At 58.6% G+C, this 21,913-nt stretch carries 21 protein-coding genes; 1 reads left to right on the top strand and 20 read right to left on the bottom strand.

Features of this window, described 5'->3' with window-relative positions; all coding sequences use genetic code 11:
• Positions 1–96: 96 nt before the first annotated feature.
• Positions 97–417, bottom strand: a complete 321-nt coding sequence (locus ACVW17_RS15300) for a HesB/IscA family protein (protein WP_456797392.1) — start codon at positions 415–417, stop codon at positions 97–99.
• 266 nt (positions 418–683) lie between these two features.
• On the opposite strand from ACVW17_RS15300, the gene ACVW17_RS15295 reads away from it, so the two are divergent.
• The gene (locus ACVW17_RS15295; RefSeq protein WP_456797391.1) at positions 684–1,274 is read left to right on the top strand and encodes a hypothetical protein; all 591 of its coding nucleotides are present in this window, start codon (positions 684–686) and stop codon (positions 1,272–1,274) included.
• Between the two features lie 7 nt (positions 1,275–1,281).
• Here ACVW17_RS15295 and ACVW17_RS15290 read toward each other — a convergent pair whose 3' ends face one another.
• From ACVW17_RS15290 to ACVW17_RS15200, 19 genes are all read right to left on the bottom strand, one after another.
• Entirely contained in the window at positions 1,282–1,677 is a 396-nt protein-coding gene (locus ACVW17_RS15290) for a Rieske (2Fe-2S) protein (RefSeq protein WP_456798953.1), read from the bottom strand.
• Positions 1,678–2,348: 671 nt separating this feature from the next.
• Positions 2,349–3,170: a host specificity protein gene (locus ACVW17_RS15285; RefSeq protein ID WP_456797390.1), complete on the bottom strand. Its 822-nt coding sequence runs from the start codon at positions 3,168–3,170 to the stop codon at positions 2,349–2,351.
• A 778-nt stretch (positions 3,171–3,948) separates the two neighbouring features.
• Positions 3,949–4,248 (bottom strand): ferredoxin III, nif-specific, encoded by a 300-nt coding sequence (gene fdxB / locus ACVW17_RS15280; protein ID WP_456752512.1) that lies wholly within the window; start codon positions 4,246–4,248, stop codon positions 3,949–3,951.
• Between the two features lie 13 nt (positions 4,249–4,261).
• Positions 4,262–4,462 (bottom strand): CCE_0567 family metalloprotein, encoded by a 201-nt coding sequence (locus ACVW17_RS15275; RefSeq protein WP_456797389.1) that lies wholly within the window; start codon positions 4,460–4,462, stop codon positions 4,262–4,264.
• Between the two features lie 8 nt (positions 4,463–4,470).
• Positions 4,471–4,941: a NifX-associated nitrogen fixation protein gene (locus ACVW17_RS15270; protein WP_456752510.1), complete on the bottom strand. Its 471-nt coding sequence runs from the start codon at positions 4,939–4,941 to the stop codon at positions 4,471–4,473.
• A gap of 6 nt (positions 4,942–4,947) precedes the next feature.
• A complete protein-coding gene (nifX, locus tag ACVW17_RS15265; RefSeq protein WP_456797388.1) occupies positions 4,948–5,343 on the bottom strand; it encodes a nitrogen fixation protein NifX in 396 nt (131 codons plus the stop codon).
• A complete protein-coding gene (gene nifN, locus ACVW17_RS15260; protein WP_456797387.1) occupies positions 5,340–6,749 on the bottom strand; it encodes a nitrogenase iron-molybdenum cofactor biosynthesis protein NifN in 1,410 nt (469 codons plus the stop codon). Before nifN ends, nifX begins: the two co-directional genes overlap by 4 nt.
• 9 nt (positions 6,750–6,758) lie before the next feature.
• Positions 6,759–8,405 carry a nitrogenase iron-molybdenum cofactor biosynthesis protein NifE gene (nifE, locus tag ACVW17_RS15255; RefSeq protein ID WP_456798952.1) on the bottom strand — a complete coding sequence of 549 codons (1,647 nt, stop codon included), beginning with the start codon at positions 8,403–8,405 and terminating at the stop codon, positions 6,759–6,761.
• 124 nt (positions 8,406–8,529) lie between these two features.
• Positions 8,530–10,086 carry a nitrogenase molybdenum-iron protein subunit beta gene (gene nifK / locus ACVW17_RS15250; RefSeq protein WP_456797386.1) on the bottom strand — a complete coding sequence of 519 codons (1,557 nt, stop codon included), beginning with the start codon at positions 10,084–10,086 and terminating at the stop codon, positions 8,530–8,532.
• A gap of 88 nt (positions 10,087–10,174) precedes the next feature.
• Positions 10,175–11,677 carry a nitrogenase molybdenum-iron protein alpha chain gene (gene nifD, locus ACVW17_RS15245; RefSeq protein WP_456797385.1) on the bottom strand — a complete coding sequence of 501 codons (1,503 nt, stop codon included), beginning with the start codon at positions 11,675–11,677 and terminating at the stop codon, positions 10,175–10,177.
• A gap of 491 nt (positions 11,678–12,168) precedes the next feature.
• A complete protein-coding gene (locus tag ACVW17_RS15240) occupies positions 12,169–13,416 on the bottom strand; it encodes a cysteine desulfurase (RefSeq protein WP_456797384.1) in 1,248 nt (415 codons plus the stop codon).
• Entirely contained in the window at positions 13,416–14,735 is a 1,320-nt protein-coding gene (sufD, locus tag ACVW17_RS15235; protein WP_456797383.1) for a Fe-S cluster assembly protein SufD, read from the bottom strand. The genes ACVW17_RS15240 and sufD overlap by 1 nt, the downstream gene beginning before the upstream one ends.
• A gap of 19 nt (positions 14,736–14,754) precedes the next feature.
• The gene (sufC, locus tag ACVW17_RS15230; RefSeq protein ID WP_456797382.1) at positions 14,755–15,507 is read right to left on the bottom strand and encodes a Fe-S cluster assembly ATPase SufC; all 753 of its coding nucleotides are present in this window, start codon (positions 15,505–15,507) and stop codon (positions 14,755–14,757) included.
• 69 nt (positions 15,508–15,576) lie between these two features.
• Positions 15,577–17,073, bottom strand: a complete 1,497-nt coding sequence (sufB, locus tag ACVW17_RS15225; protein WP_456797381.1) for a Fe-S cluster assembly protein SufB — start codon at positions 17,071–17,073, stop codon at positions 15,577–15,579.
• 190 nt (positions 17,074–17,263) lie between these two features.
• Positions 17,264–17,458 (bottom strand): 4Fe-4S binding protein, encoded by a 195-nt coding sequence (locus ACVW17_RS15220; protein ID WP_456797380.1) that lies wholly within the window; start codon positions 17,456–17,458, stop codon positions 17,264–17,266.
• 720 nt (positions 17,459–18,178) lie between these two features.
• On the bottom strand, positions 18,179–19,291 hold the full coding sequence (gene ald / locus ACVW17_RS15215; RefSeq protein ID WP_456797379.1) for an alanine dehydrogenase: 1,113 nt from the start codon (positions 19,289–19,291) through the stop codon (positions 18,179–18,181).
• Between the two features lie 202 nt (positions 19,292–19,493).
• The gene (gene hypE / locus ACVW17_RS15210) at positions 19,494–20,540 is read right to left on the bottom strand and encodes a hydrogenase expression/formation protein HypE (RefSeq protein WP_456797378.1); all 1,047 of its coding nucleotides are present in this window, start codon (positions 20,538–20,540) and stop codon (positions 19,494–19,496) included.
• On the bottom strand, positions 20,537–21,679 hold the full coding sequence (hypD, locus tag ACVW17_RS15205; RefSeq protein WP_456797377.1) for a hydrogenase formation protein HypD: 1,143 nt from the start codon (positions 21,677–21,679) through the stop codon (positions 20,537–20,539). Before hypD ends, hypE begins: the two co-directional genes overlap by 4 nt.
• Positions 21,676–21,912, bottom strand: coding sequence for a HypC/HybG/HupF family hydrogenase formation chaperone (locus ACVW17_RS15200; RefSeq protein WP_456752498.1), 237 nt, complete (start codon positions 21,910–21,912; stop codon positions 21,676–21,678). Before ACVW17_RS15200 ends, hypD begins: the two co-directional genes overlap by 4 nt.
• Position 21,913 lies beyond the last annotated feature (1 nt).

Raw genomic sequence — 21,913 nt, 5'->3', positions numbered from 1 at the left:
ATTACGACACGAATGGGTAGTTCTCGGCCGCTCGTGGCGGCCGGTAACTGCCTCAGTTGCTCTGATTCGGTCAGCATGCTTGACGTCTCCTCTTTGTTAGCTGAACGATTTTCCGCACGAGCAGCTCGAAGTGGCGTTGGGGTTATGAAAGGTGAAGCCTGGGCTCTCCAGCGCCATCACGAAATCGATGGTGGTGCCGACCAGATGCTCATGGCTCTTGCTGTCGACAAACACCTTCAGGCCATCGCACTCGATCACTTTGTCGTCCGGCTTCGGTTCCTCGGTCAGACCCATCATGTATTTGAACCCATTGCAGCCGCCCGCTTCGACCATAATGCGCAGGCCGCTAGCTGGCTGCGTCGATGATGAAATCGCGCTCTTGACCGCAATCACCGCGCTGTCGGTTAGGTTGATCATGGCTTATCCTTCATCTGCTTAGGACTGCCTGCTAATGGCAAGTCATGTGCCAGCGTGCAGACGTTTGATGATGCTTGCCTTTTCGGAACGCGCCTGTTGGCTTTGGAACTCGTGTCGAGTTTACGACAAGGCCGCTTGGGCGGTCAGAGCCCATTTACGCCTTCCAAGCTACGCCGAAGACCGCTGCGCATGTTCGGCAAGCAATTTGCATTGCGTCTCGCACCGGCCAAGGCGTCGGTAAAACGCTTAGATCGAGGACGATTTTGATGACGACAATCGAGAACACCGCACTCGGCAGACTTGAGAAGGAGGGTCGCTTGCTCAATGCCGTATTCAAAGGCGGGACCGTCAAGCCTGGCCGGTTCGGCTTTCGCGGCGACGTCGCACTGAAATTCCAAACCCAGGTCGCGGACGAGAAACGGCCGCCGGACTACTCGATCGAACAGGTTTTGACGATCGCGCAAGACGGAGAACGAACCATTCCGGTGCTGGCCGGTTATCTGCATTCCTTCGCGTATCTTGCCGACGTTGCAGGCGTGCTGGACGGCGCGTTAAGTCCCGACGGCAGCTACTTCATGTTCTGCAATAACATAGATCTGCTGGCGAAATACCGAGTCAAGCTTGGCGACGCTACTTTCCACGTCCTCCCGTGCGACGAGTCCACAGTTTGGAAGGAGATGATGGACCTGGTCGGGATCAGCAAAGACGACATCAAGAAGCTCGATCCAGGTGGCAAGCTCGACTACCTGCTCGATGCGGCAAAGGATCTCGATCTGTCCGATGACGAGATCTCGTACGAAGATGCACTGAAACGGATGGCCCCCGTGAAAAACCGCAACGAGAATCGGCCGGTCTGAACCAGCTTCATTCGTTGCGGGAAGCATCGTCTTCGACAAGACGCACGCCGATGACGCAGATATCTCCATCCAGAACTGTCAACGCGATCGGCGTGAGCGCTCCGCCCCTACAGGGACCTTCGATGCACAGCCCGGTGCCGAGTTCGAAGGTCGATCCGTGCTTTCCGCACATTAGCCGAACGCCGTATGGATCGAGGAATTCGTTTCGCTCCCAATCCAGATTGACGCTGTTGTGCGGGCATTTGTTGACATAACCAAGCACTTTATTACCCCATCGGATCACAATGATGGACCACGGCCGTCGATTACCCTCGTCATCGCTGACCATAAGATGGAATCCCATGGCTTGGCGGCTTGGAATATCTTTGAAGCCGCAAATCGCATAGACGGCATCTGGCTGGATTCAATGCTCGCTTAATGTTAGACGTCTTTTACTGTCGTCGTGCAACAACCATGCAGTGCAACATCCTTGTTGGCACGGTTCTACGGGTTAAGGCCAATCCGCGCGAGCATTTGCCTTGCGCTGCGACATCACTACGCGGCACAGCCTTCACAACCCTTCTGGAACTACTTACCGGCCCATCAAACGCACTGTCGCTCGCAGAACGTCAATGCCTTTCCGATAGCGCCGAATAAGCCAGATTGCGCAGGTGAATGCCACGACAAGTGACCTTGGCATACTTTTGAATGAGTGAAGCGTCTGGACTTTGGTGTTCATGCCACGACGCGCCGATGCGATTTGCGGCAAGATTGCAACCGCAAAACCACACTTAACCGTCGCCGATGGAATTCGAGTTTTTCCGGCTCACACTTCACGGTTTGCGACCGTCAAGTATGCTGCAACAACTCACGATCGCAGCTCGCGGGTGTCCGCTCCTTCCGATCCACCGACGGGGGTATTGCCAATTCGACGAAGCACAACGCTAGGCGTCTTCAGGCAAGGACCGCAAGCCCGAGATCCAAACGAAAGGGAGCGCGAGCGGGCACGCGCTCCCTTCTGGAGATTAAGACTTTTGCGTTAGCAATGACGAGGGACCAGTCATTTCCGAGCCAGTCGCGTCATTCCGAATCGTCTTACGTCAGACCCATTCTTTCCATGGCGCGCTCCAGATAGAACGCAGGATCATCGTCGGACGATACCGTCTCGAAATTGCCGGCATCATTACCATCAGCACTGGAAAGGTACTTTGTAGGCTTGTCCGTTCGCTGCCACTGATTGTTCTCGTTCTTCGTCCACACATCGGGATGCTCGTGAGGATCGAGCACCCAGTAATTGCGGCCGAAGTGGACAAAACCCATTTCTGCCAGGCGAGGTTCCATGCCTTCCAAGGCAGGACGTGACAAGACCAGCGGATAGTCGCCATCCATTCGCAATTGATATTCCAGCAGAATATCGCCAGCATTCTCGACGAGCGGATGGGTAACGCGAAGATCTACCACGGACGTGACGTCGCTACGCCCAAACTGCCGCAGAAAACGTTCTCCTTTGATCGTGGCGGGGCCGCCTGCCCTTAGCAGCCCGACACTTTCGTCACCTAGTTGATAGCTGTAGAATTTTGCCTGTTTGTCCGGATCATCGTAAGTGCTGGCATAGCTTCCAGCAACCGTTGCGGCGCGCTCCGCTTTCTCGGATACGAAATCCGAGTACTCTTCTGGGTTGCTTGCGATTTGCATGATGTCGCCACGCATATATCTCCTTACTCCATCCATGAAAGAGGATCGGTCAATGTCGATGATCGGAGGACCGGAAGCGAGAGTGTATCGCATCGTTGATGAGGACTCACCGGGATCCATACCTGCCACCGCCTCCGAAAAGCGGGAGCTGTCTCCCGCCTCTTCCCATTCGGCCTGGCTAGCGCTTGTGGACTCGTTCGCACCAACGATTCTGCCATACATCAGATTCGCTCTCCTATCGGCATAATTGCCTGTTGTTGAGCTCGTGCCACGCAAGCTCTGCGGGTGAGGGTACCCAGACTAGCTGACCACAACCTGACGCACAGGCAAGGCATCTGTCCGAACTTTCACGCGAAGGCTAAGCCATCAGCAGCGCATTGCGATCCGACGATATTGTTTTCTCCTGTTGAAGAACTGCACTCCTATTGCGCTAGACTGATCGCGCCTGAGCTGGCCCTCCGCGCAGATCCGACTGCTAGCACCGTTCCTCGCAAGGCATATTGTCAGTCCACCACCGGCCAGGACTTTGTCGGTAAGCCCGTTGGAGAAATAGGACCACCCATCAAGGCGGCAGATTCTCCTCCACAATTGGCAATTCCCCTGGCGAGATCGAACCCCGCGGTAAATTGCCGGGCCATGGCGACACTCACACAAGCCGTATCCCAGCCAGAGCCGAAGATCGGACCAAGCGTATCGGCCGTGATCACGTCGGATGGAGCTAGAGATCAAATGGAGCGCAAGACTCGGTCGGGGACGATCTGGGAATAGATCTGTCCACGGCAATACCATGACCAACGTACGCTCCTACTCAAGGAAATACTAATGCTACCACTTGCCCGAAAAACGTGTCCCCGATCGGAGCCACATAATCCGTTACGATGAATCGGCTCAGGTTATGCCAGGCTCCGGCCCGATCTTTGTTGCGGTCACTGCTCAGGAAGTTCAACAATGGCAATATTTTTGACCGTGACGCCTTGCCGGGGAGAGATACGACGCTGGGTCAAGCAGCTTCAGCTTCGGCCGGAACGTGGGTTTGGCAGTTGGCCGGACAAACCCTGGCGCAGGCGCCGCAGCCGATGCAGGCGCCCTGATCACTTAGAACCATGACCTTCTTTTCGATTTCATCATCCTCGTCATCATCGAGATCGACAAGTTCGCCCTCCTCGTTAATTCCTTTCAGTGTCATGACGTCTCGCCCGCAAACCTTGAAACAGCGACCACAGCCAATGCACTTCTTGGCATCGATCGAGATCAGGTAGTCCGGCGTCCAGTCGCGGCCATCGCGCGTTGCAAATGACATGAGGCGAAACCCTTCAGGTGTTTTCCAGCGCCTTCAAATCATGGCTCTTGCGGTCGAGCTCGGCATAGGCATCATACGCCTTCTGCGCTATCGCCATAATCGACGTCCAGCTGACGGGAAGCTCTTCCGACAGGTCATGCAGATCCATTTTGGCTTGTAGCGCTTTGGCCGACAGTTTCTTGAGTTCTGCCTTTAGTGTTTCACGATCGCTCATGAGCTCCCTCAATAGTTCGCCACGTCCGGAAATTTACGAACCAAGTCGATCCCGCTCCTGACATATTTGTCTCCCTCCTGTGCGAGCATTGCGAGATTATCGAAGCCGAATCGATGTACATCGCGCAGCTGCCTGTTCACTGCGACCAGCCGACCTCCGATCAGCACCATCCGGCCAAAGCCTTCATGATGCATCTTCAGCATCGGCTGGATCATTACGCCGGTGGCTTTCTCGATCGATAGTGCCACCGCATTGAAAAACAACTCCAGCCGCCACAGGGTATCGGGATCAGGATCGCCGACAATCGGCAGTGCTCGCCGTTTCTCCTTATCCAAAACATAGGGTTCAAGCAGGTCGAAATCGCTCCTGGCCTCCCAAGCTCCGTTGGTGTCCTGAGCGCGCCATATCTTGACCAACTCCTTGAGGAACGGCAAATCGAGGGTACCGCTCTGCTGCTTTCTTTCTGCGGCCTCAGTCATATTACCTCATTCGTCGAACTCGAATGTGCGCCGTTGGTCCTTCGCCAAGGCCTTGCGGAGCCAGGGCGGCGGCGTGCCCTTCAGCACCTGCTGGAGCTTTTCGAGCAGCATAAGGATGTTCTCTGGCTTATTCACTTTGATGGGATGGATGTTGTTAGCGACCACCCGTGCAGCGCCGGCGCCGCCGATTGCGGCAACGTACAGGATTGCGCAACCCTTGATCGCTTCGATCTTCGGCGCCAACTTGTCGTCATTGCCATCTTCCTTGAGATCTCCCTCAAACTCGACCGCCTTGAGAAACACGTGTCCGCTTGGCGCGACATCGTAAATCGCGATATTCTTTGCCCAACCAAAATGGGCATCGACCTGTCTTAGGTCTTGTGTGGCGAACGCGACCTTCATGCAGTCGACCTCTCGGTCGATCCCGTGGAGCTGCGGTTGCCCGCTCCCCCTGAGAATGCGGCCCGACGCCGCCATCTATCGGGCGTCGGCTGATGATTATCCTCGCGGTCCGCGATCAGGAGATTGGCGATATCGAAGATCAAATCGCGCGTACCACGATAGCCGATGGATAATCGGTGCCCTGCGCCAAGCCGATCGAACATCGGAAAACCGGCTCGATAGAACGGAATTTTCAGCCGGGCCGCCGCTTGCCTACCATGCGAATGCGTGATCAACAGGTCGCAATGCTTGGTTCTGGCGAGCTCTTCCAGATCCTCGAGATCGCCGATCAGCACCTCTTCGGTCCTGATCCGCTCGATCACCGCCGACTGCGTGGTCGTCACCGCCGCGGTCACCCGCGCGCCCATGTCGTGCAGCATACTGGACAGGTCGAACAGCAGGTCGGGCTCCGCCGCGATCGCAAGTCTACGACCGCCGATATGGAAGTGCGCATCCAGCATTGCATCGGCCAGCTGGCCACGCTGGCGCCGATACTTCGACGGGACGGGGCGACCGCTGATCTCGCTCAAGAAAGTCATCAAGTCGTCGTTTGGCTCGAGACCGCACAGCCGCTCGAACAAACGAATGGGCACGCCCGTCTTGGCCTGCATGACCTCCGCTGCTCGCCGCATTTGCTCGCCGACCGCAATGGTCCATCCGGCACGCCCCATGCTCGCGATTTCGTCGACGCCTATGCCGCCGATGGTCGTTGCCGTAAACTCATCGGGGATATGCCCGTCGAGCGACCCCGCCAGATCAGGCAGGAAGGACGGCCGCAACCCAAAATCCTCCAAGATGGTGCAGAGTTCATCAAGATCACCGGGCGTGAGGTGGCATCCTGGAAGAACATTCACCCTCGATGGATCGCGCAAGCCGCTGACGTTTGGCGTTTCCACCAGCGCATCCACAATGCGCGCCACGGCCTTCTCCCAGCCGTCCTGAAACGTACCCTTGAAATCAGGCGTCGAGACATAGACCAACGGTAATTTCGCGAGCAGCGGATGCTTGTCGCGGATCAGCTTGAGGTAGGCATCTACGTCGTCGCCGTTGGTCTCGGTGATCCCCGTCGAGCAGATTCCGATAACTTTCGGCCTGGTCCGGTTGTAGATATTGAGTATCGCCTGCTCGAGATTCTCGTAGCCGCCGAGCACGGTCGCGATTTCGCTCATCGCAGTGGTCTGCAGCGGTACAGCTTCTTTGAAATGCCGCACGAAGAGGGTGAGCCCGAAGGAGGTGCAACCTTGTGAGCCGTGCAGAAGCGGCATCGCGCCACTTAGCCCCATGAAGGCAAATGCGGCGCCGATCGGCTGACTCATCTTCAACGGGTTAACCGCGCACGCTTTTGTCGGTACCTTGGCAATGGCCATGACACGTCCCTATTCGGCGGATTGCAGCCCAGCAGGCGACGACGATGACAGAACGTCCTCGATGCGTTGCTTGCAGCAGCCACCGACGGCATTGGTGTGGGTTCTGACTGCATCGACGCTCCTCAGGCCATGCGCGTAGACCGCATCTTCGATTGTGCCGAGATCGACTGTGTTGCAGAAGCAGATCTTTCTCGCCCGCCGCGCCGCCTCCGTGACCGCCGGATCGCAGGCGATCGCGGCCACCGACGATTGTATCTCCACCATCGCCTTGGCCAATGCCTGCCATGGCGCTGGTCGGCGTAGCTGCTCCCAGATCGGGTTGGAGAGCGACTTGTCGATCTCCTCCACCAGTCTGACCATTCCGACATAGCCCATATAGGCGTGGCACCGCTCCTGGTTGATATCCAGCCAGGGCATCGCCGCCTTTAATGCGACGAACTGCGATTTGCCGCCCGAAAGCATGATGTCCGCCTTGGCGCCCTTCAACATGTTGTACATTTCGCGCGGCGTCATATCCTCGATCATGTGGGCATCCTGCCCCATCAGCTGCCTGATGCGATCCTTGTCCTCCCTAGTCGATTTCTTCACACTGGTTCCGACCAGTTCGAGACCGGCTTGCTGGAGTGCAGCAACGACCGACCAGGACTTGACGCCGCCGGTGATCAACAACGCCTTCTTGCCCTTGAATCGTGGCTTATACGGTCCGATCGCAGCCCACGCTCTCGCTTCCTCGCGGGCGATCACAGCTTCGGTGCGTCCGAGCAAATCCATCGGCGCGCCGCGCTCAACCAGCAAGCGGGCAATCTGGCGCAGCGATTCGCTTGAGTCCTGGATACCGTAGAACGAGCCTTCGAAGAACGGAATGCCGTAGCGTTCCTCCATCGTGCGTGCGACGTTGATCATGGCTTTCGAGCACACCAACATCGCCGCTCGTGCCCGATGGGATGAAGCGACTTCGCGATATTTGGCATCGCCCGAGATGCAGGAGAGTATCCTTATTCCGAGCTCATCCAATAGAGGCTTGACTTGCCAGAGCTCTCCGAAGAGATTGTATTCTCCAATGAGGTTGACATCGTACGGTGTGGTATAGTCCGGCTCTTGCGTCCCGATCACATAGTCGAGCAAGGCCTCGCCGGCGAGTTTGTTACCGAGGTTCTTCGAACCAACGAACCCCGGGGAATTGATCGGGATCACCGGCTTGCCGAACCTTTGAGACGCCGCCTTGCAGACCGCGTCGATATCGTCGCCGATCATGGCCGGGATGCAGGTCTGATAGACGAAGATAGCGGGCGGGTCGTGCTTGTCGATGATCTCCTTTATCGCCTTGCAGAGCCGCTTCTCGCCTCCAAATACGATATCGGTTTCGCTCATATCGGTCGTGAATGCGGTGCGCCACAGACTAGAGCCGGAAGACGCCGCGCCGCGATTATCCCACGAATTTCCTTCGCAAGCGATCGGGCCATGTACGAGGTGAGCGACGTCGGTGAAGGGCTGCAGCGCAACCTTTGCGCCGTCGAACGCACACCCTCCCGCAGCGCTGCCAGGCTGCAGCTGTTTGGTGCAGCCCTTTTTGCGCTCAGCCTCCGACTTACTGCCATTACTGGCGCAGCCCGGCTCGTTGAAAATACTCTGGACCCTGGCCGCCAGCGAACTCATTCGTTTTTCCTCTCGATCGAAATCAAATGCAAGGTCAACCATCATGGTCAACCATCATGGCCAACCACCAGCCTCTCGCGACATCGTCGAAGTCCTCGGCGATGTCGCAGCGCATCGTCTACCATCAACGAATGATGTCGAAGCTGTAGTCGGTTTTGCCTAGAACATTTGTTTTCTTGTCGATTTCGTCGAAGATCTTGTCGAGGATCTTCACCAGCACATTCAAGCCGCCCTGATAGCCCCATACAGGGGAGCGGTGATGGTGATGTCGATCGAAAATCGGGAATCCGATGCGAATCAATGGCGTTCCCGTATCGCGCTCCAGATACTTGCCGTGGGTATTGCCGATCAGAAAGTCAACCGGTTCGGTGAACAGGAGCGAACGCATATGCCAGAGGTCCCGCCCCGGATAGGCTTGGCAAGCCTGTCCAAATGGCGAGCTTGCAAACAGCACCTGCATTTTTTCCTGCCATGCCTTGTTGCCGTTGGTTGACAGCACATGAGTCGGTTCGGCACCGAGTTCGAGCAGAAAGGCAGCCAGCCCATAGCAGAGATCCGGATCGCCGTAGATCGCGAACTTCTTGCCATGGATATGCGCGCTGGAATCCGCGATGGCATCAACCAGGCGGCCACGCTCTCGCGCGAGTTCCTCAGGGATCTCCTTGCCGCTGATGCGCGATAACGCCACGAGAACATCATCGGTTGCGGACACGCCGACCGGGTAATTGAAAGACACGACGTCCTGGCCATGCTGGGATACGAACGGCAGGGTTTTTTCCGTACACCATTGCTGCATGGAGATTGTCGCCTTCGCGTGAACCGCGTTAGCCGCATCTTCCAGCGTGGTACCGCCGTCATACATCCGGAACTCGCCGTCGGTCGGAGTGTCGAAGACTTCGGAGTTATCGGCGAGAATCGTGTGCTTGATGTCCATCAATGCCAAGATTCGCTTGATCTCGCGAAGGTTTCCAACGGTATTGCCATCGAAACCGCCGATGATGTTGATTGCCTCGTCTGGCTTGCGTTCCAGCTTCGGCGCTGTTCCTGCCTTTCCGTCCCAAAAATGCTCCAGGATGCCCTTGAGCGCATTGTCATAGCCGGTGACGTGGCTGCCGACGAACGCCGGCGTGTGTGCGAACGGCACGTCGAACTCTGGCGGAACCGAGCCCTTTTCCTTCGATGTCTTGATGAAGGCGTTGAGGTCATCGCCGATCACCTCGGCCATGCAGGTCGTCGAGACCGCAATCATCTTGGGCTTGTACATGTTGTAGCTGTTGGCGAGCCCGTCGATCATGTTGTTCAACCCGCCGAAGACGGCGGCGTCTTCCGTCATCGACGAAGACACGCAGGAGCTCGGCTCCTTGAAGTGCCGCGACAGATGGCTGCGGTAGTAGGCCACGCAACCTTGCGAGCCGTGGACGAAGGGCAGCGTACCCTCAAAACCGACCGAGACGAATACGGCCCCAAGCGGCTGGCAGGCCTTGGCCGGATTTACCGCGAGCGCCTCCCGCGCGAAATTCTTCTCGCGATATTCAGCCGTTTTGGTCCATTCCTTGATACGTTCGACCTCGGCAGGATCGCGGGGATCCTCGAACATCTTCTTGTCGGCCAGCATTTGCTGGTATTCCGGACCACGGAACAGTTCGACATGATCGAGCACACGCTCTGCACTCTGCGCCATTGTTAAGATCCTTTACTATCAAAAGTGACGTCGCCCGGCTCTCCCCAGAGAGCGGGATTGATTGCTCTGCTCTGGAACCAAGTCCGGATTATTCTGCAGCCAAGAGCTTCGGCTTCGCAGCTTCCTTCCAGGGAGCCTTCATCTTCTTCCAGATCGGCGAGTTGACGGCCATGTCCATGTCCCGCGCGAAGATCGCAAAGCCGTCATAGCCGTGATATGGGCCAGAATAGTCCCAGGAATGCATCTGCCGGAACGGCACACCCATCTTTTGGAAAACGTATTTCTCCTTGATGCCCGATCCGACCAGATCGGGCTGGACCTTTTCGACGAAGCGCTCGAACTCATAGCCATTGACGTCGTCGTAGATGAGCGTGCTGTCCTTGACGTAATGCTGGGCGGTGCGCTGATAGTCGTCGTTGTGGCCGAACTCGTATCCGGTGCCCACGACTTCCATGCCGAGATCCTCGTACGCGCCGATCACATGACGCGGACGAAGCCCGCCGACGTACAGCATCACCGTCCTGCCCTCCAGGCGGGGGCGATATTTGCCGATCACGGCGTTCACCAGCGGTTGGTATTTTTCAATCACCCGCTCGGCGCCTTCCTTGATCCTGTCGTCGAAATAGCCCGCAATCTTGCGCAGCGATTCCGCGATCTTTGAGGGTCCGAAGAAGTTATACTCGCACCAGGGAATGCCGAACTTCTCTTCCATGTGGCGGGAGATGTAGTTCATGGAACGGTAGCAGTGCAGAATATTGAGCTTCGCCTTCGGCGTCGCTTCGAGCTCGGCGAGCGAACCGTCGCCGGACCACTGCGCAATCACCCTCAGGCCCATCTCCTCCAGCAGAATTCGCGATGACCAGGCGTCGCCACCGATATTGTAGTCTCCGATGATGGCAACATCGTAGGGCGTCGATTCGAACTTTGGTTTGGCGTCGGGCTCGAGCTTGTCGAAAATCCAATCGCGGACCGCGTCATTGGCAATGTGGTGGCCGAGCGACTGCGACACGCCGCGAAAGCCCTCACAGCGCACGGGCACGATGGTCTTGCCGCCGTATTCCTTGGATTTCGCTCTCGATACGGCCTCGATGTCGTCCCCGATCAGTCCGATCGGGCATTCCGATTGGATCGTGATGCCGTTGTTGAGCGGAAACAGCTCTTGGATTTCGTCAAGGATTTTGATCAGTTTCTTGTCGCCACCAAATACGATGTCCTTTTCCTGGAAGTCGGAGGTGAATTGCAGGGTCACGAAACTATCGACGCCCGTCGTGCCAACGTAATAGTTACGACGCGAGCCCCACGAATATTGGCCGCAGCCAACCGGGCCATGGCTGATATGGACCATGTCCTTGATCGGTCCCCAGACCACCCCCTTGGATCCCGCATACGCACAACCTCTGATTGTCATCACACCGGGTATTGATTTGATGTTGGACTTGACCCCGCAGTCGGACTTGCCCGCTTGGTGAACGTTGAGGTGCTTGGCACGCCGCTTCGCGGTCTTCTCCGGATAGACTTTCAGCACCTCCTCGATCAGCTCTTTGTTGCGAGCCTTGATTTCCGCAATGCTCTGGGTCGTAGCGAGACTCATGCTGATGTCCTTCAAGGGTTAGCTGTTGGAGAGCGGCTTGCTGTCCAAGACTTTTGCAACGAGGACTTTTGCAACGAGCATGCCAGCCTGTCGCCTGCGCAAAAACCGACGTAAATAAAGGCGGTTAGCGCGCTTCGCCCGGTGGGGCGGATTGTTGTTGCGAACGCGACATCGCAGTTTGCACGGAGACTTCTTCGTTAGCCCTGTTCGAAATGGAACAAGTGCCGGCTATGCGCAAACTCGCGTCGCACAATTCTCGAAGGCACGACGCAGCCGCCGATTCCAGTACTTGGCGATCACGCTCGCCGGGACTGCCGCTAACACAGACAACAGGCGGGCTGAGCGGCTTCCGGCTTGCGAGTACCATCCACGCTGCAGAGACTACGGAAGCTTTACCTTCAACAACGACGATGACGTCCTCTTGCATGACGTCATCGCTCCCGAGATCGACGCAAGCTGCCCGGCCGCCTAGACGTGGCAAGCTCGCCGGTTCACGACAATAGCCGGCGCGCCTTGATCAGCGCGGCCACGAGCGTATCAATCTCTTCGTATGTGTTGTAGAGGCCGAAGGATGCACGGCACGTCGCCAGAACGCCGAAGCGCCTGAGCAGCGGCATCGCGCAATGGGCCCCCGCCCGAACCGCTACACCTGCGCGGTCGACCACGGTGGCAATATCATGCGCATGCGCCCCCTTCATATCAAAGGAGATAATTGGCCCCTTCTCGGCCGGTGTCCCGATCATGCGCAGGGAGTTGATGTCTCCCAGCTGCTGCCGTGCGTAGGCAAGCAACGCACTCTCGTGCTCGCGAATCTGCCCCTTGCCTATTGAATTGATGTAATCCACAGCCGCCCCGAAACCGACCGCCTCCACGATCGGTGGCGTACCCGCCTCGAACCGGTGCGGCGGATCACCGTAGATGACGCCGGCACATGACACCTCACGGATCATCTCGCCGCCGCCATTGAAGGGTGGCATCAACGCCAGATGCTCGGACTTGCCGTAAAGCACTCCGATACCGGTCGGACCATAGAGTTTGTGGCCCGTCATCACGTAGAAATCGCAATCGATATCGCCGACGTCGACATTCAGATGGACGCCCCCTTGCGAACCATCGATCAGCACCGGGATACCACGCGCGTGTGCGATTTTCGCCACCTCCTTTACCGGCACAACGGTCCCGAGCACGTTCGACATCTGCGTGATCGCAACCATCTTGGTGCGCCGCGTCAGGAGCTGCTCGAATGCATCCAGCAGGAAGTTGCCGTCATCATCGACTGGCGCCCATTTGATCACTGCGCCGTTCCGTTCCCTGAGAAAGTGCCACGGCACGATGTTGGAATGGTGTTCCATCATCGAGAGAATGATCTCATCCCCTGGAGTGACGCGTTCACGGCCGAAGGTCTGGGCGACCAGATTGATTGCCTCTGTGGCGCTACGGGTGAAGATGATCTCTTCGTTCAGGCGAGCGTTTACAAATCGCGCCAGCTTCGCACGGGCATCTTCATACGCCTCGGTCGCCGCGTTAGCGAGGTAGTGCAAACCGCGGTGCACATTGGCATATTCGCTGGAGTACGCCTGCATCATACGGTCAAGTACCGCCTTGGGCTTCTGCGCCGAGGCAGCATTGTCGAGATAGACCAGCGGTTTTCCATAAACCGTCATGCTCAGGGCAGGAAAGTCCGTACGCAGACGGTCGACCTCGTACCGGCCCTTGTTCATCGCGGGATGCACGCTCATCACCGCGCCTGCAACCAGTGCTCAGCTTGCGCGGTCACAAAATCGCGCAGATCCTCGGCACCGATTTCCTCAATCGCCTCACCCAGGAATGCTCTGATCAGCAACGCCTGCGCTTCCTTCTCGGATAGACCGCGAGCGCGCAGATAAAAAAGGAGAGTGCCGTCCAGCGCACCTGATGTCGATCCGTGGCCGCAAGTCACGTCGTCGGCCAGAATTTCAAGTTCGGGCTTGTTGTCGGCGCCGGCCTCGTCGGACAGAAGCAGCGCTCGCGTCGTCAGCGTGGCGTCCGTCTTCTGCGCGGCAGGGCGCACGACGATCCGGCCTTGGAACACCGAATGGCCGCAATCATCTATAACCGAACGGAACTTCTCCCGGCTGGCGCAATGTGGCGCGGCGTGGTCGACGACGATTGTCGTGTCGAAGTGTTGCTTGTGCCTGATGAGATTGATCCTGTTCGCCGAGAGCTTGGATCCCTCGCCGGCTAATGTGATGAATCCCTGATAGCGACTGACCGAGGCGCCGCAGATCATGCTGAAGAGATCAAGCCTCGCCCTGGCACCGACCGCGATGATCCCCGACGAGATATTCACGGCGTCAGCGGCGTCGGCTGCTAGTCGGACATGCGAAAATCTCGCCTCATCGCCAATCAGGGCGATTGTCGCATCGTTCGTTTGATACCCACTCGCGCCTTCGTTCGAGACGAAGCTTTCCAGGATGACCGCATCTGCACCTTGGCCGAGATGCAGATAGGAACGCGTGAAGTTGGACGCCCGCGATCCGGTCGCGACGTGAACGATCTGTATCGGACGCTTTACCGCTTTGCCCTCGGCGGTGGTAATCACCAAGCCATCGGTCGCCATTGCCGCGTTGAGCGAGATCATCGCATCAGTCGTCGTCGAGAGTATCAGACCGGCCATAGCTCTGTCCGCGGAATTCTCCAAGACCTCTCGGAGCGACCGCACATCGATCCCATGTTCCAGCCTGCCGACATCGGATGGCTGCGGGGCGAATATGCCATCCACCAAGACGAGCTTGACCGCCTGCTCGACTGCCGCTCGCCGAACTGACGCCCCTGCGCGCACCAGCGGCGCCGCATCCGGTCGCGGAGCGAGCGGCAGGACCTCGCCAATCAGGGCGCGCAGATCGGTGTATTTCCAGGCCTCGATGCGCCGATGCGGGAGGCCGGCGCGCTCGTAGGCCTCGAATGCCCTTGCATGGATATGAGCGACGGTCCCGGAGCCAGGCAGCCGTCCATGTGCCGCGGCGAAGACATTGTCCATTGCGCGCCCAGCGGCGGTTTTGGCTACAACCTGATTCATCTGGAAACCCTTTGAGCCGTCACGCCACGTCCTCGAATTGGGCGTAGCCAGAAGCCTCAAGCTCCAGTGCAAGTTCCTTGCCGCCGCTCTTCACCACTCGGCCCTTCGACATCACGTGCACGACATCCGGCACGATGTAGTCGAGAAGCCGCCGATAGTGGGTGATCACGATCATCGCTCGTTGCGGCGAACGCAAAGCGTTGATGCCGCCCGCGACAATCCGCAGTGCATCGATATCGAGGCCGGAATCGATCTCGTCCAGGATGCACAGGCTCGGTTCGAACAGCGCCATCTGCAGGATCTCGTTGCGCTTCTTCTCACCGCCGGAAAATCCGACATTGAGGCCGCGCTTGAGCATGCCTGGCGGGAAGTTGAGCGACTTGGCGACCTCGCGGACTCGCTTCATAAAATCGGGAGTGGAGAATTCCCTTTGTGCGCGCGCCTTGCGCTGGGCGTTTAGCGCAGCGCGCAGGAAGTTCATGGTGGTTACGCCAGGGATTTCCACCGGATATTGGAAGGCAAGAAATACGCCCTTGGCGGCGCGCTCGTCTGCTTCCATCGCGAGCAGGTCGTCATCCTTGAATAGGATTTGGCCCGCGATCACCTGATAGCCGGGTTTGCCGGAGATAACGTGGCTGAGTGTAGACTTTCCGGAGCCGTTCGGCCCCATGATCGCATGCACTTCACCCGCATTGACCGTGAGATCGAGGCCGCGAAGAATTTCGCAGCCCTCGATACCGGCATACAACTCTCGGACTTCAAATAGCGCCATTGTGATCTAATCCTGAAATGCGTGATCCGGAACGCAAGCCGCAATCGGGAGGGCTCGCGGAACAATTAATTATCCGACGGATCCGTCGAGCGATATCGAGATCAACTTCTGCGCTTCCAGCGCGAATTCCATCGGCAGCTTTTGCAGCACGTCCTTCGCGAAACCGTTGACGACGAGGCCAATGGCGTGTTGCTCGCTCAAGCCTCTTTGCGCGCAAAAGAACAGGATGTCCTCTGAGATCTTCGACATTGTCGCTTCATGCTCGAACGTCGCCGAGGAATTCTTGGCCTCGACATAGGGCACGGTGTGCGCGCCGCATTTGTCGCCAATCAGAAGCGAGTCGCAGGCGGTGTAGTTGCGCGCGCCGGTGGCCTTCCGATGTGCGCTGACGAGGCCGCGATAGGTGTTCTGCGATTTGCCGGCGGCGATGCCCTTGGAGATGATCCGGCTCGACGTGTTCTTGCCGAGGTGGATCATCTTGGTGCCGCTATCGACCTGCTGGAAGCCGTTCGAGATCGCGATCGAGTAGAACTCACCGCTCGAATTGTCACCGCGCAGGATGCAGCTCGGATATTTCCAGGTGATCGCCGAACCGGTCTCGACCTGGGTCCAGGAGATCTTGGAATTCCGGCCGCGGCAGTCGCCACGCTTGGTGACGAAATTGTAGATGCCGCCCTTGCCTTCCGAATTGCCCGGGTACCAGTTCTGCACCGTCGAATACTTGATTTCGGCGTCATCGAGCGTGACGAGCTCAACGACGGCGGCGTGCAGCTGGTTCTCGTCGCGCTGCGGCGCGGTGCAGCCTTCGAGATAGGAGACGTAGGAGCCCTTGTCGGCGATGATCAGCGTGCGCTCGAACTGGCCGGTGTTGCGCTCGTTGATGCGGAAATAGGTCGACAGCTCCATCGGGCAGCGCACACCCGGCGGCACGTAGACGAACGAGCCGTCGGAGAACACAGCCGAGTTCAGCGTCGCGAAGTAGTTGCCTGTGGTCGGCACCACGGTGCCGAGATATTTCTGCACCAGCTCGGGATGCTCGCGGATCGCCTCCGAGATCGGCATGAAGATCACGCCGGCGGCCTTCAATTCCTTCTGGAAGGTGGTCGCAACCGACACCGAATCGAACACGGCGTCGACCGCGATCTTGCGGCTCGGCGACGGCGCGCCGCCGGGCGGCGGCTCGACGCCCTCGAGGATCGCAACCTCGCGCAGGGGAATGCCGAGCTTCTCGTAGGTCTTGAGGATTTCCGGATCGATCTCGTCGATCGAGGACAGCGTCTTCTTCGGCTTCGGCGCCGCGTAGTAATAGATGTCCTGATAGTCGATCTTCGGATAGTCGACGCGCGCCCAGGTCGGCTCGGTCATGGTCAGCCAGCGGCGATACGCCTCCAGGCGCCATTCCAGCATCCAGGCCGGTTCATTCTTCTTTGCGGAGATGAAGCGGACGGTGTCTTCCGACAGCCCCTTCGGGGCCTTGTCGGACTCGATCTGCGTCTCAAACCCATATCGATACAGGTCGACGTCGATGCGCCGGACGCGCTCGACCGTCTCTGGCACGGCTACCATTGCCCCCTCCGCTCGCGCACGAACAACTCCGGCCGACGACGGTACGCCCGCGCCCCCTCCGAGCTGATCGCGCAAGTGACAGCCAATTGGCCAGCGAGTGAGAAAATCGGGTGACCGATCCAGATAGACACCGCCTTCGCCAGGGTCTTCATCTTGTCTCGTGCCCGAGCGCCACGAATCGGCTAGTCTCTTATGCCGGCACGCAGGTGTCGGGCACTGGGCAAACGACAGCGCATTGCGGCGCCTCAAAACGCCCCTCGCATTGCGTGCACTGGGCCGGATTGATCACATATATGTCGTTCTTCAGGCTGATCGCCGCGTTGGGACATTCGAACTCACACGCGCCGCACACGGTGCACTGGGACGCGATGATCTTGTAGGGCATTACTGCGATTCCATAAGCAAAAGTGAGGGACCGTTTCTTGCATTCAAGTCTTATGCCAAAGATCCTGGACTTGATTTGTCTCGGTTATTTTCCAAAGCACATGTCGCGCCTCAACGGTTGTCGCAAATGCGACAATCTGCCCGACGGCAGGACGCCTTAGCTTGAGCCCAAGGTCGATCCGGCGGCGGTCGGCCAACGAGGTGCCCCCCTCCACCGGCTGTTCTTTCTCATGGCCGCGGTAGCGCAGCTACAGATCGGCACCGTCTCCTCCGAGTGGTTTGCTCCTGCGTCATGTTCGCCTGTGCCGATCATCGGTTCTGCTGACGGATGGCGGCTGATTTCGCGACATCGCGCCAGGATCAAGAGCCGGTGCAGTCGTCACCAATCCGAAGCGATCTCCACCGCACGGCCAGAAACGTCACGCCGATCGCGCAGACAGCAGATAAAAGTCGCTTTGATGTCACGGGCCCACCGGCGCGCCGTTGCAAACACTATTCAATCCTATCGGATTACCCGCAGACGTGCCTTCATGTGCCCTGTATCGGACGAAACTGGTTTGTCTCGCATGACGCGGGACGATTGAACGACAAGCGCGATCGGCCTTCGCTCCGCGTTCCAGGGACATACCAGCGGCGCTCTGCAGATTGAGGGAGCGAAAAAAAAGCCACCCCGAAGGGTGGCCCAAGTCAGGGAGGAAACGCCCGTGTGGGGCCTCTGGGATCAGGCCGCAGCCTGTTCGATCGGAGAGAAGGGGAGCCCGAGGCTCTCGGCAACCGCCTTGTAAGTGAGCCGGCCTCGATGGACATTGAGGCCCGCGCGAAGATGCGGATTCTCGATAACGGCGGAAAAACCCTTGTTGGCCAAAGCCAAACCAAATGGCAGAGTCGCGTTGTTCAGTGCCTGGCTCGAGGTCAACGGCACAGCGCCGGGCATATTGGCTACGCAATAATGGATGATGCCATCCATCTCGTAGGTTGGATCGGCGTGGGTGGTCGGGTGCGATGTCTCAAAGCAGCCGCCCTGATCGATAGCGACATCCACGATGACCGCCCTCTTGCGCATTGAGTTCAGCATGCTCCGGCGGACCAGCTTTGGTGCGCTCGCTCCTGGAACGAGCACTGCACCAATTACCACATTGGCCGCAAATACTTCCTCCTCTACGGATTCGAGGGTGGAAAACCTGGTGCGAACGCGACCTTCGAACAGCTCGTCCAACTCGCGCAGCCGGGGTATCGAACGGTCGATGATGGTGACCTCTGCGCCCAAACCGACCGCCATGCGTGCAGCGTGCGTGCCAACGACGCCTCCCCCGATCACCACGATCCGAGCTGGCTGAACACCGGGCACTCCACCAATCAACAGCCCTCGTCCGCCTGCACTGCGCTTCAGCGCACTACCCGCCGCTTCGATCGCAAGCCTACCCGCGACCTCGCTCATCGGCGCCAACAGTGGAAGGCCACCATGAGCATCAGTTACGGTCTCATAGGCGATCGCGGTGCACCCAGATTTGAGGAGTCCCTTGGCCTGCTCCGGGTCTGGCGCCAGATGCAGGTAAGTGAAGAGGATCTGGCCCTCCCGCAGTTGGCTCCATTCCGATGGCTGAGGCTCCTTAACCTTTACGATCATCTCGCTCGATGCGAATACCTCGCCTGCAGAAGCTAGGATCGTCGCGCCGGCGGCGTGATAATCGTCATCGGTTGCACCCATGCCGGCGCCGGCATTGGTCTCGATCATCACGCGGTGGCCCGCGGCCACGTATTCGCGGACGGCTCCAGGGGTAAGGCCCACGCGATATTCGTGCGCCTTGATTTCCTTGAGGACTCCGACCTTCATTTGAAAACTCCCTGCCTAGAGGCGCTTTTTAATCGGACGAGCGCAGCAATATTGCGATCCAGGCGCGTATATGGCGCAGGAATTCAGCGATCTTTCGCTAGCGACGCAGGATTTCGAACGCACAGATGCGAAGCGGATTGAATGACCTGCTCTCTGAGCTTCGCCACCATTCCCGCATGCTCCCCGCAAATGGGTGGCGTGTTCAACAGATCCGAGGCAATTGTTCACCCGACAACCAGTCGACGATTCGTCCGCCGCCGAAGCTGGTCGCCATTTGCACAAATCTGTGATCGTCAGCGATCGCTTCGCCAATATCGGCGGCATCGCACCCCAGCGGATGCGCCTTCATGGCTGCAAGCACGGCGTCGGCCAGGTCAGGCGCGACGATCGCAACGAGCTTGCCCTCGTTGGCGACATGGATCGGATCGAGCCCAAGAAGCTCGCAGGTGGCCGCAACGGCGGGCTTTACGGGAATGGCCGCTTCCTGCAGGCGAAACCCGAGGGCCGATTGATGCGCGATCTCGTTGAGGGTGGCGGCCAGTCCGCCCCTCGTGGGGTCACGCATCACCCGGATGCCGCGCCCACCGGCCGCCATCATGACAGCCACCAGGTCATGCAGCGATGCGGAATCCGAGATGATCTCTACTCGAAGAGCGGTGCTCTGGCGTGTTGACATGATCGCCACCCCATGGTCGCCGAGACTGCCGGACACCAGCACGCGGTCCCCGATCCTTGCCTTGTCGGCTGAGAGATCGAGGCTATCGGCCAGAAACCCGATGCCAGTCGTAGAGATGAACAGACCGTCCGCCTTGCCGCGTTCGACGACCTTGGTATCTCCAGTGATGATGTAAACGCCGGCGTCGCGCGCCGCCGCGCCCATCGACTGCGCAATCGTCCTTAGATCCGAAAACCGGAACCCCTCTTCGATGATGAAGCTGGCCGATAGATAGAGCGGACGCGCCCCGGCCATCACGACATCATTGATCGTGCCGTGCACCGCCAGCGACCCGATATTGCCTCCGGGAAAGAACAGGGGCGAAACGACATAGCTGTCGGTCGTCATCACCATCCTGCCTGCCGCGACATCGAACGCCGCCTGATCGTCGCCTCGGGCAAGCCATTCATTACCGAAGGCTTGGTGAAAAACGCCGGAGATCAGCTGCGCCATGGCACGGCCCCCGGATCCGTGGGAAAGATCGACGCGTCCGTTCTCGACGTCGAGCCTGCCATGATAGGCCTTTACGCTCATGACATCCGCCTCGCCTGATCATCGCGAACTCGGCCATAGGTCCAATACGCGGCACAAGCGCCTTCCGAGGAAACCATGCAGGACCCGATAGGTGTTTCCGGCGTGCAGACGGTTCCAAACAGCTTGCAATCGACCGGCCGCTTGGCGCCGCGCAGGATCGCGCAACACTCGCATGCCGGATTGTCGGCGACACGCAGCTCGTGCATCGCAAAGCGCGCCTCGGCGTCAAATCCCGCGTAAGCCCGCTTCAACCTCAGCCCACTGTTGGGGACGAGCCCAAGCCCACGCCATTCGAACTGCTCACGCAATTCGAATACCTGCGAGATTTCGTCCTTGGCGCGTCGATTGCCTTGGCGCGTCACCGCGCGGCTGTATTGGTTCTCCACCTCGTAGCGGCCTTCGTTTACCTGCCGCACCAGCATCAGGATCGCCTGCATCACGTCGAGCGGCTCAAATCCCGCGATCACGATCGGCTTGCCGAATTGCTCCGCCAGGGGCTCGTAAGGCTGCGTACCGATGATCGTGCTGACATGTGCAGGACCTACGAAGCCGTCGATTCCGACCCCACCGATATTGCGCATCTTCGGGTTATCGAGAATGCTGTGCATCGCGGACGGCGTAAGCACATGGTTGCAGAACACGCTAAGGCCCCTCAGCCGCTTCTTTTCGGCCGTCCGGATCATCACCGCGGTCGGCGGCGTCGTGGTCTCAAATCCGATGGCAAAGAAGACCACCTCCCGGCTTGGCACCTGTTCGGCGAGCCGGATAGCGTCGAGCGTCGAATAGACTATCCGAATGTCTGCGCCGAGCGCTTTGGCTCGCATCAGGGACTGCCCCCGCGACCCGGGCACGCGCATCAGGTCGCCATAGACGCACAGAGTGACCTCTGGCCGCTCGACGAGCCGGATTGCCATGTCAATCCGGCTGGCGGGCAGAACGCAGACGGGACAGCCGGGCCCGTGGATCATTCGAATGTTCGCGGGCAGCAAATCCTCGAGGCCGTAGCGGGAGATCGCATGAGTGTGTCCGCCGCAGAATTCCATGAACCTGTAAGCCCGTCGCGCGCCGGCTTCGGCGCCAATCGCCCGCGCTAGTCCCTGTGCGATGGTCTTGTCACGAAATTCGTCGGCATACTTCATGGTCGGGGTTCCTGCCCTGCACTGCCCAACTCATGCAGGAGCTCCAACGTGCGCTTGGCTTCGGCCGGGTCGATCTTGGAAAGCGCATAACCGACATGGACAAGAACGCTGTCGCCGACGTCGAGCTCCTCGATGAGAGCGATCGATATTTCCAGGCTGACCCCATCAAGGGACACGATCGCCATATCGTCGGGAAGAATTTTCGATATCATCGCCGGGACCGAAAGACACATA

Source organism: Bradyrhizobium sp. USDA 4473 (assembly GCF_054063335.1).
This window is presented reverse-complemented; position numbering and strand designations above follow the sequence as displayed.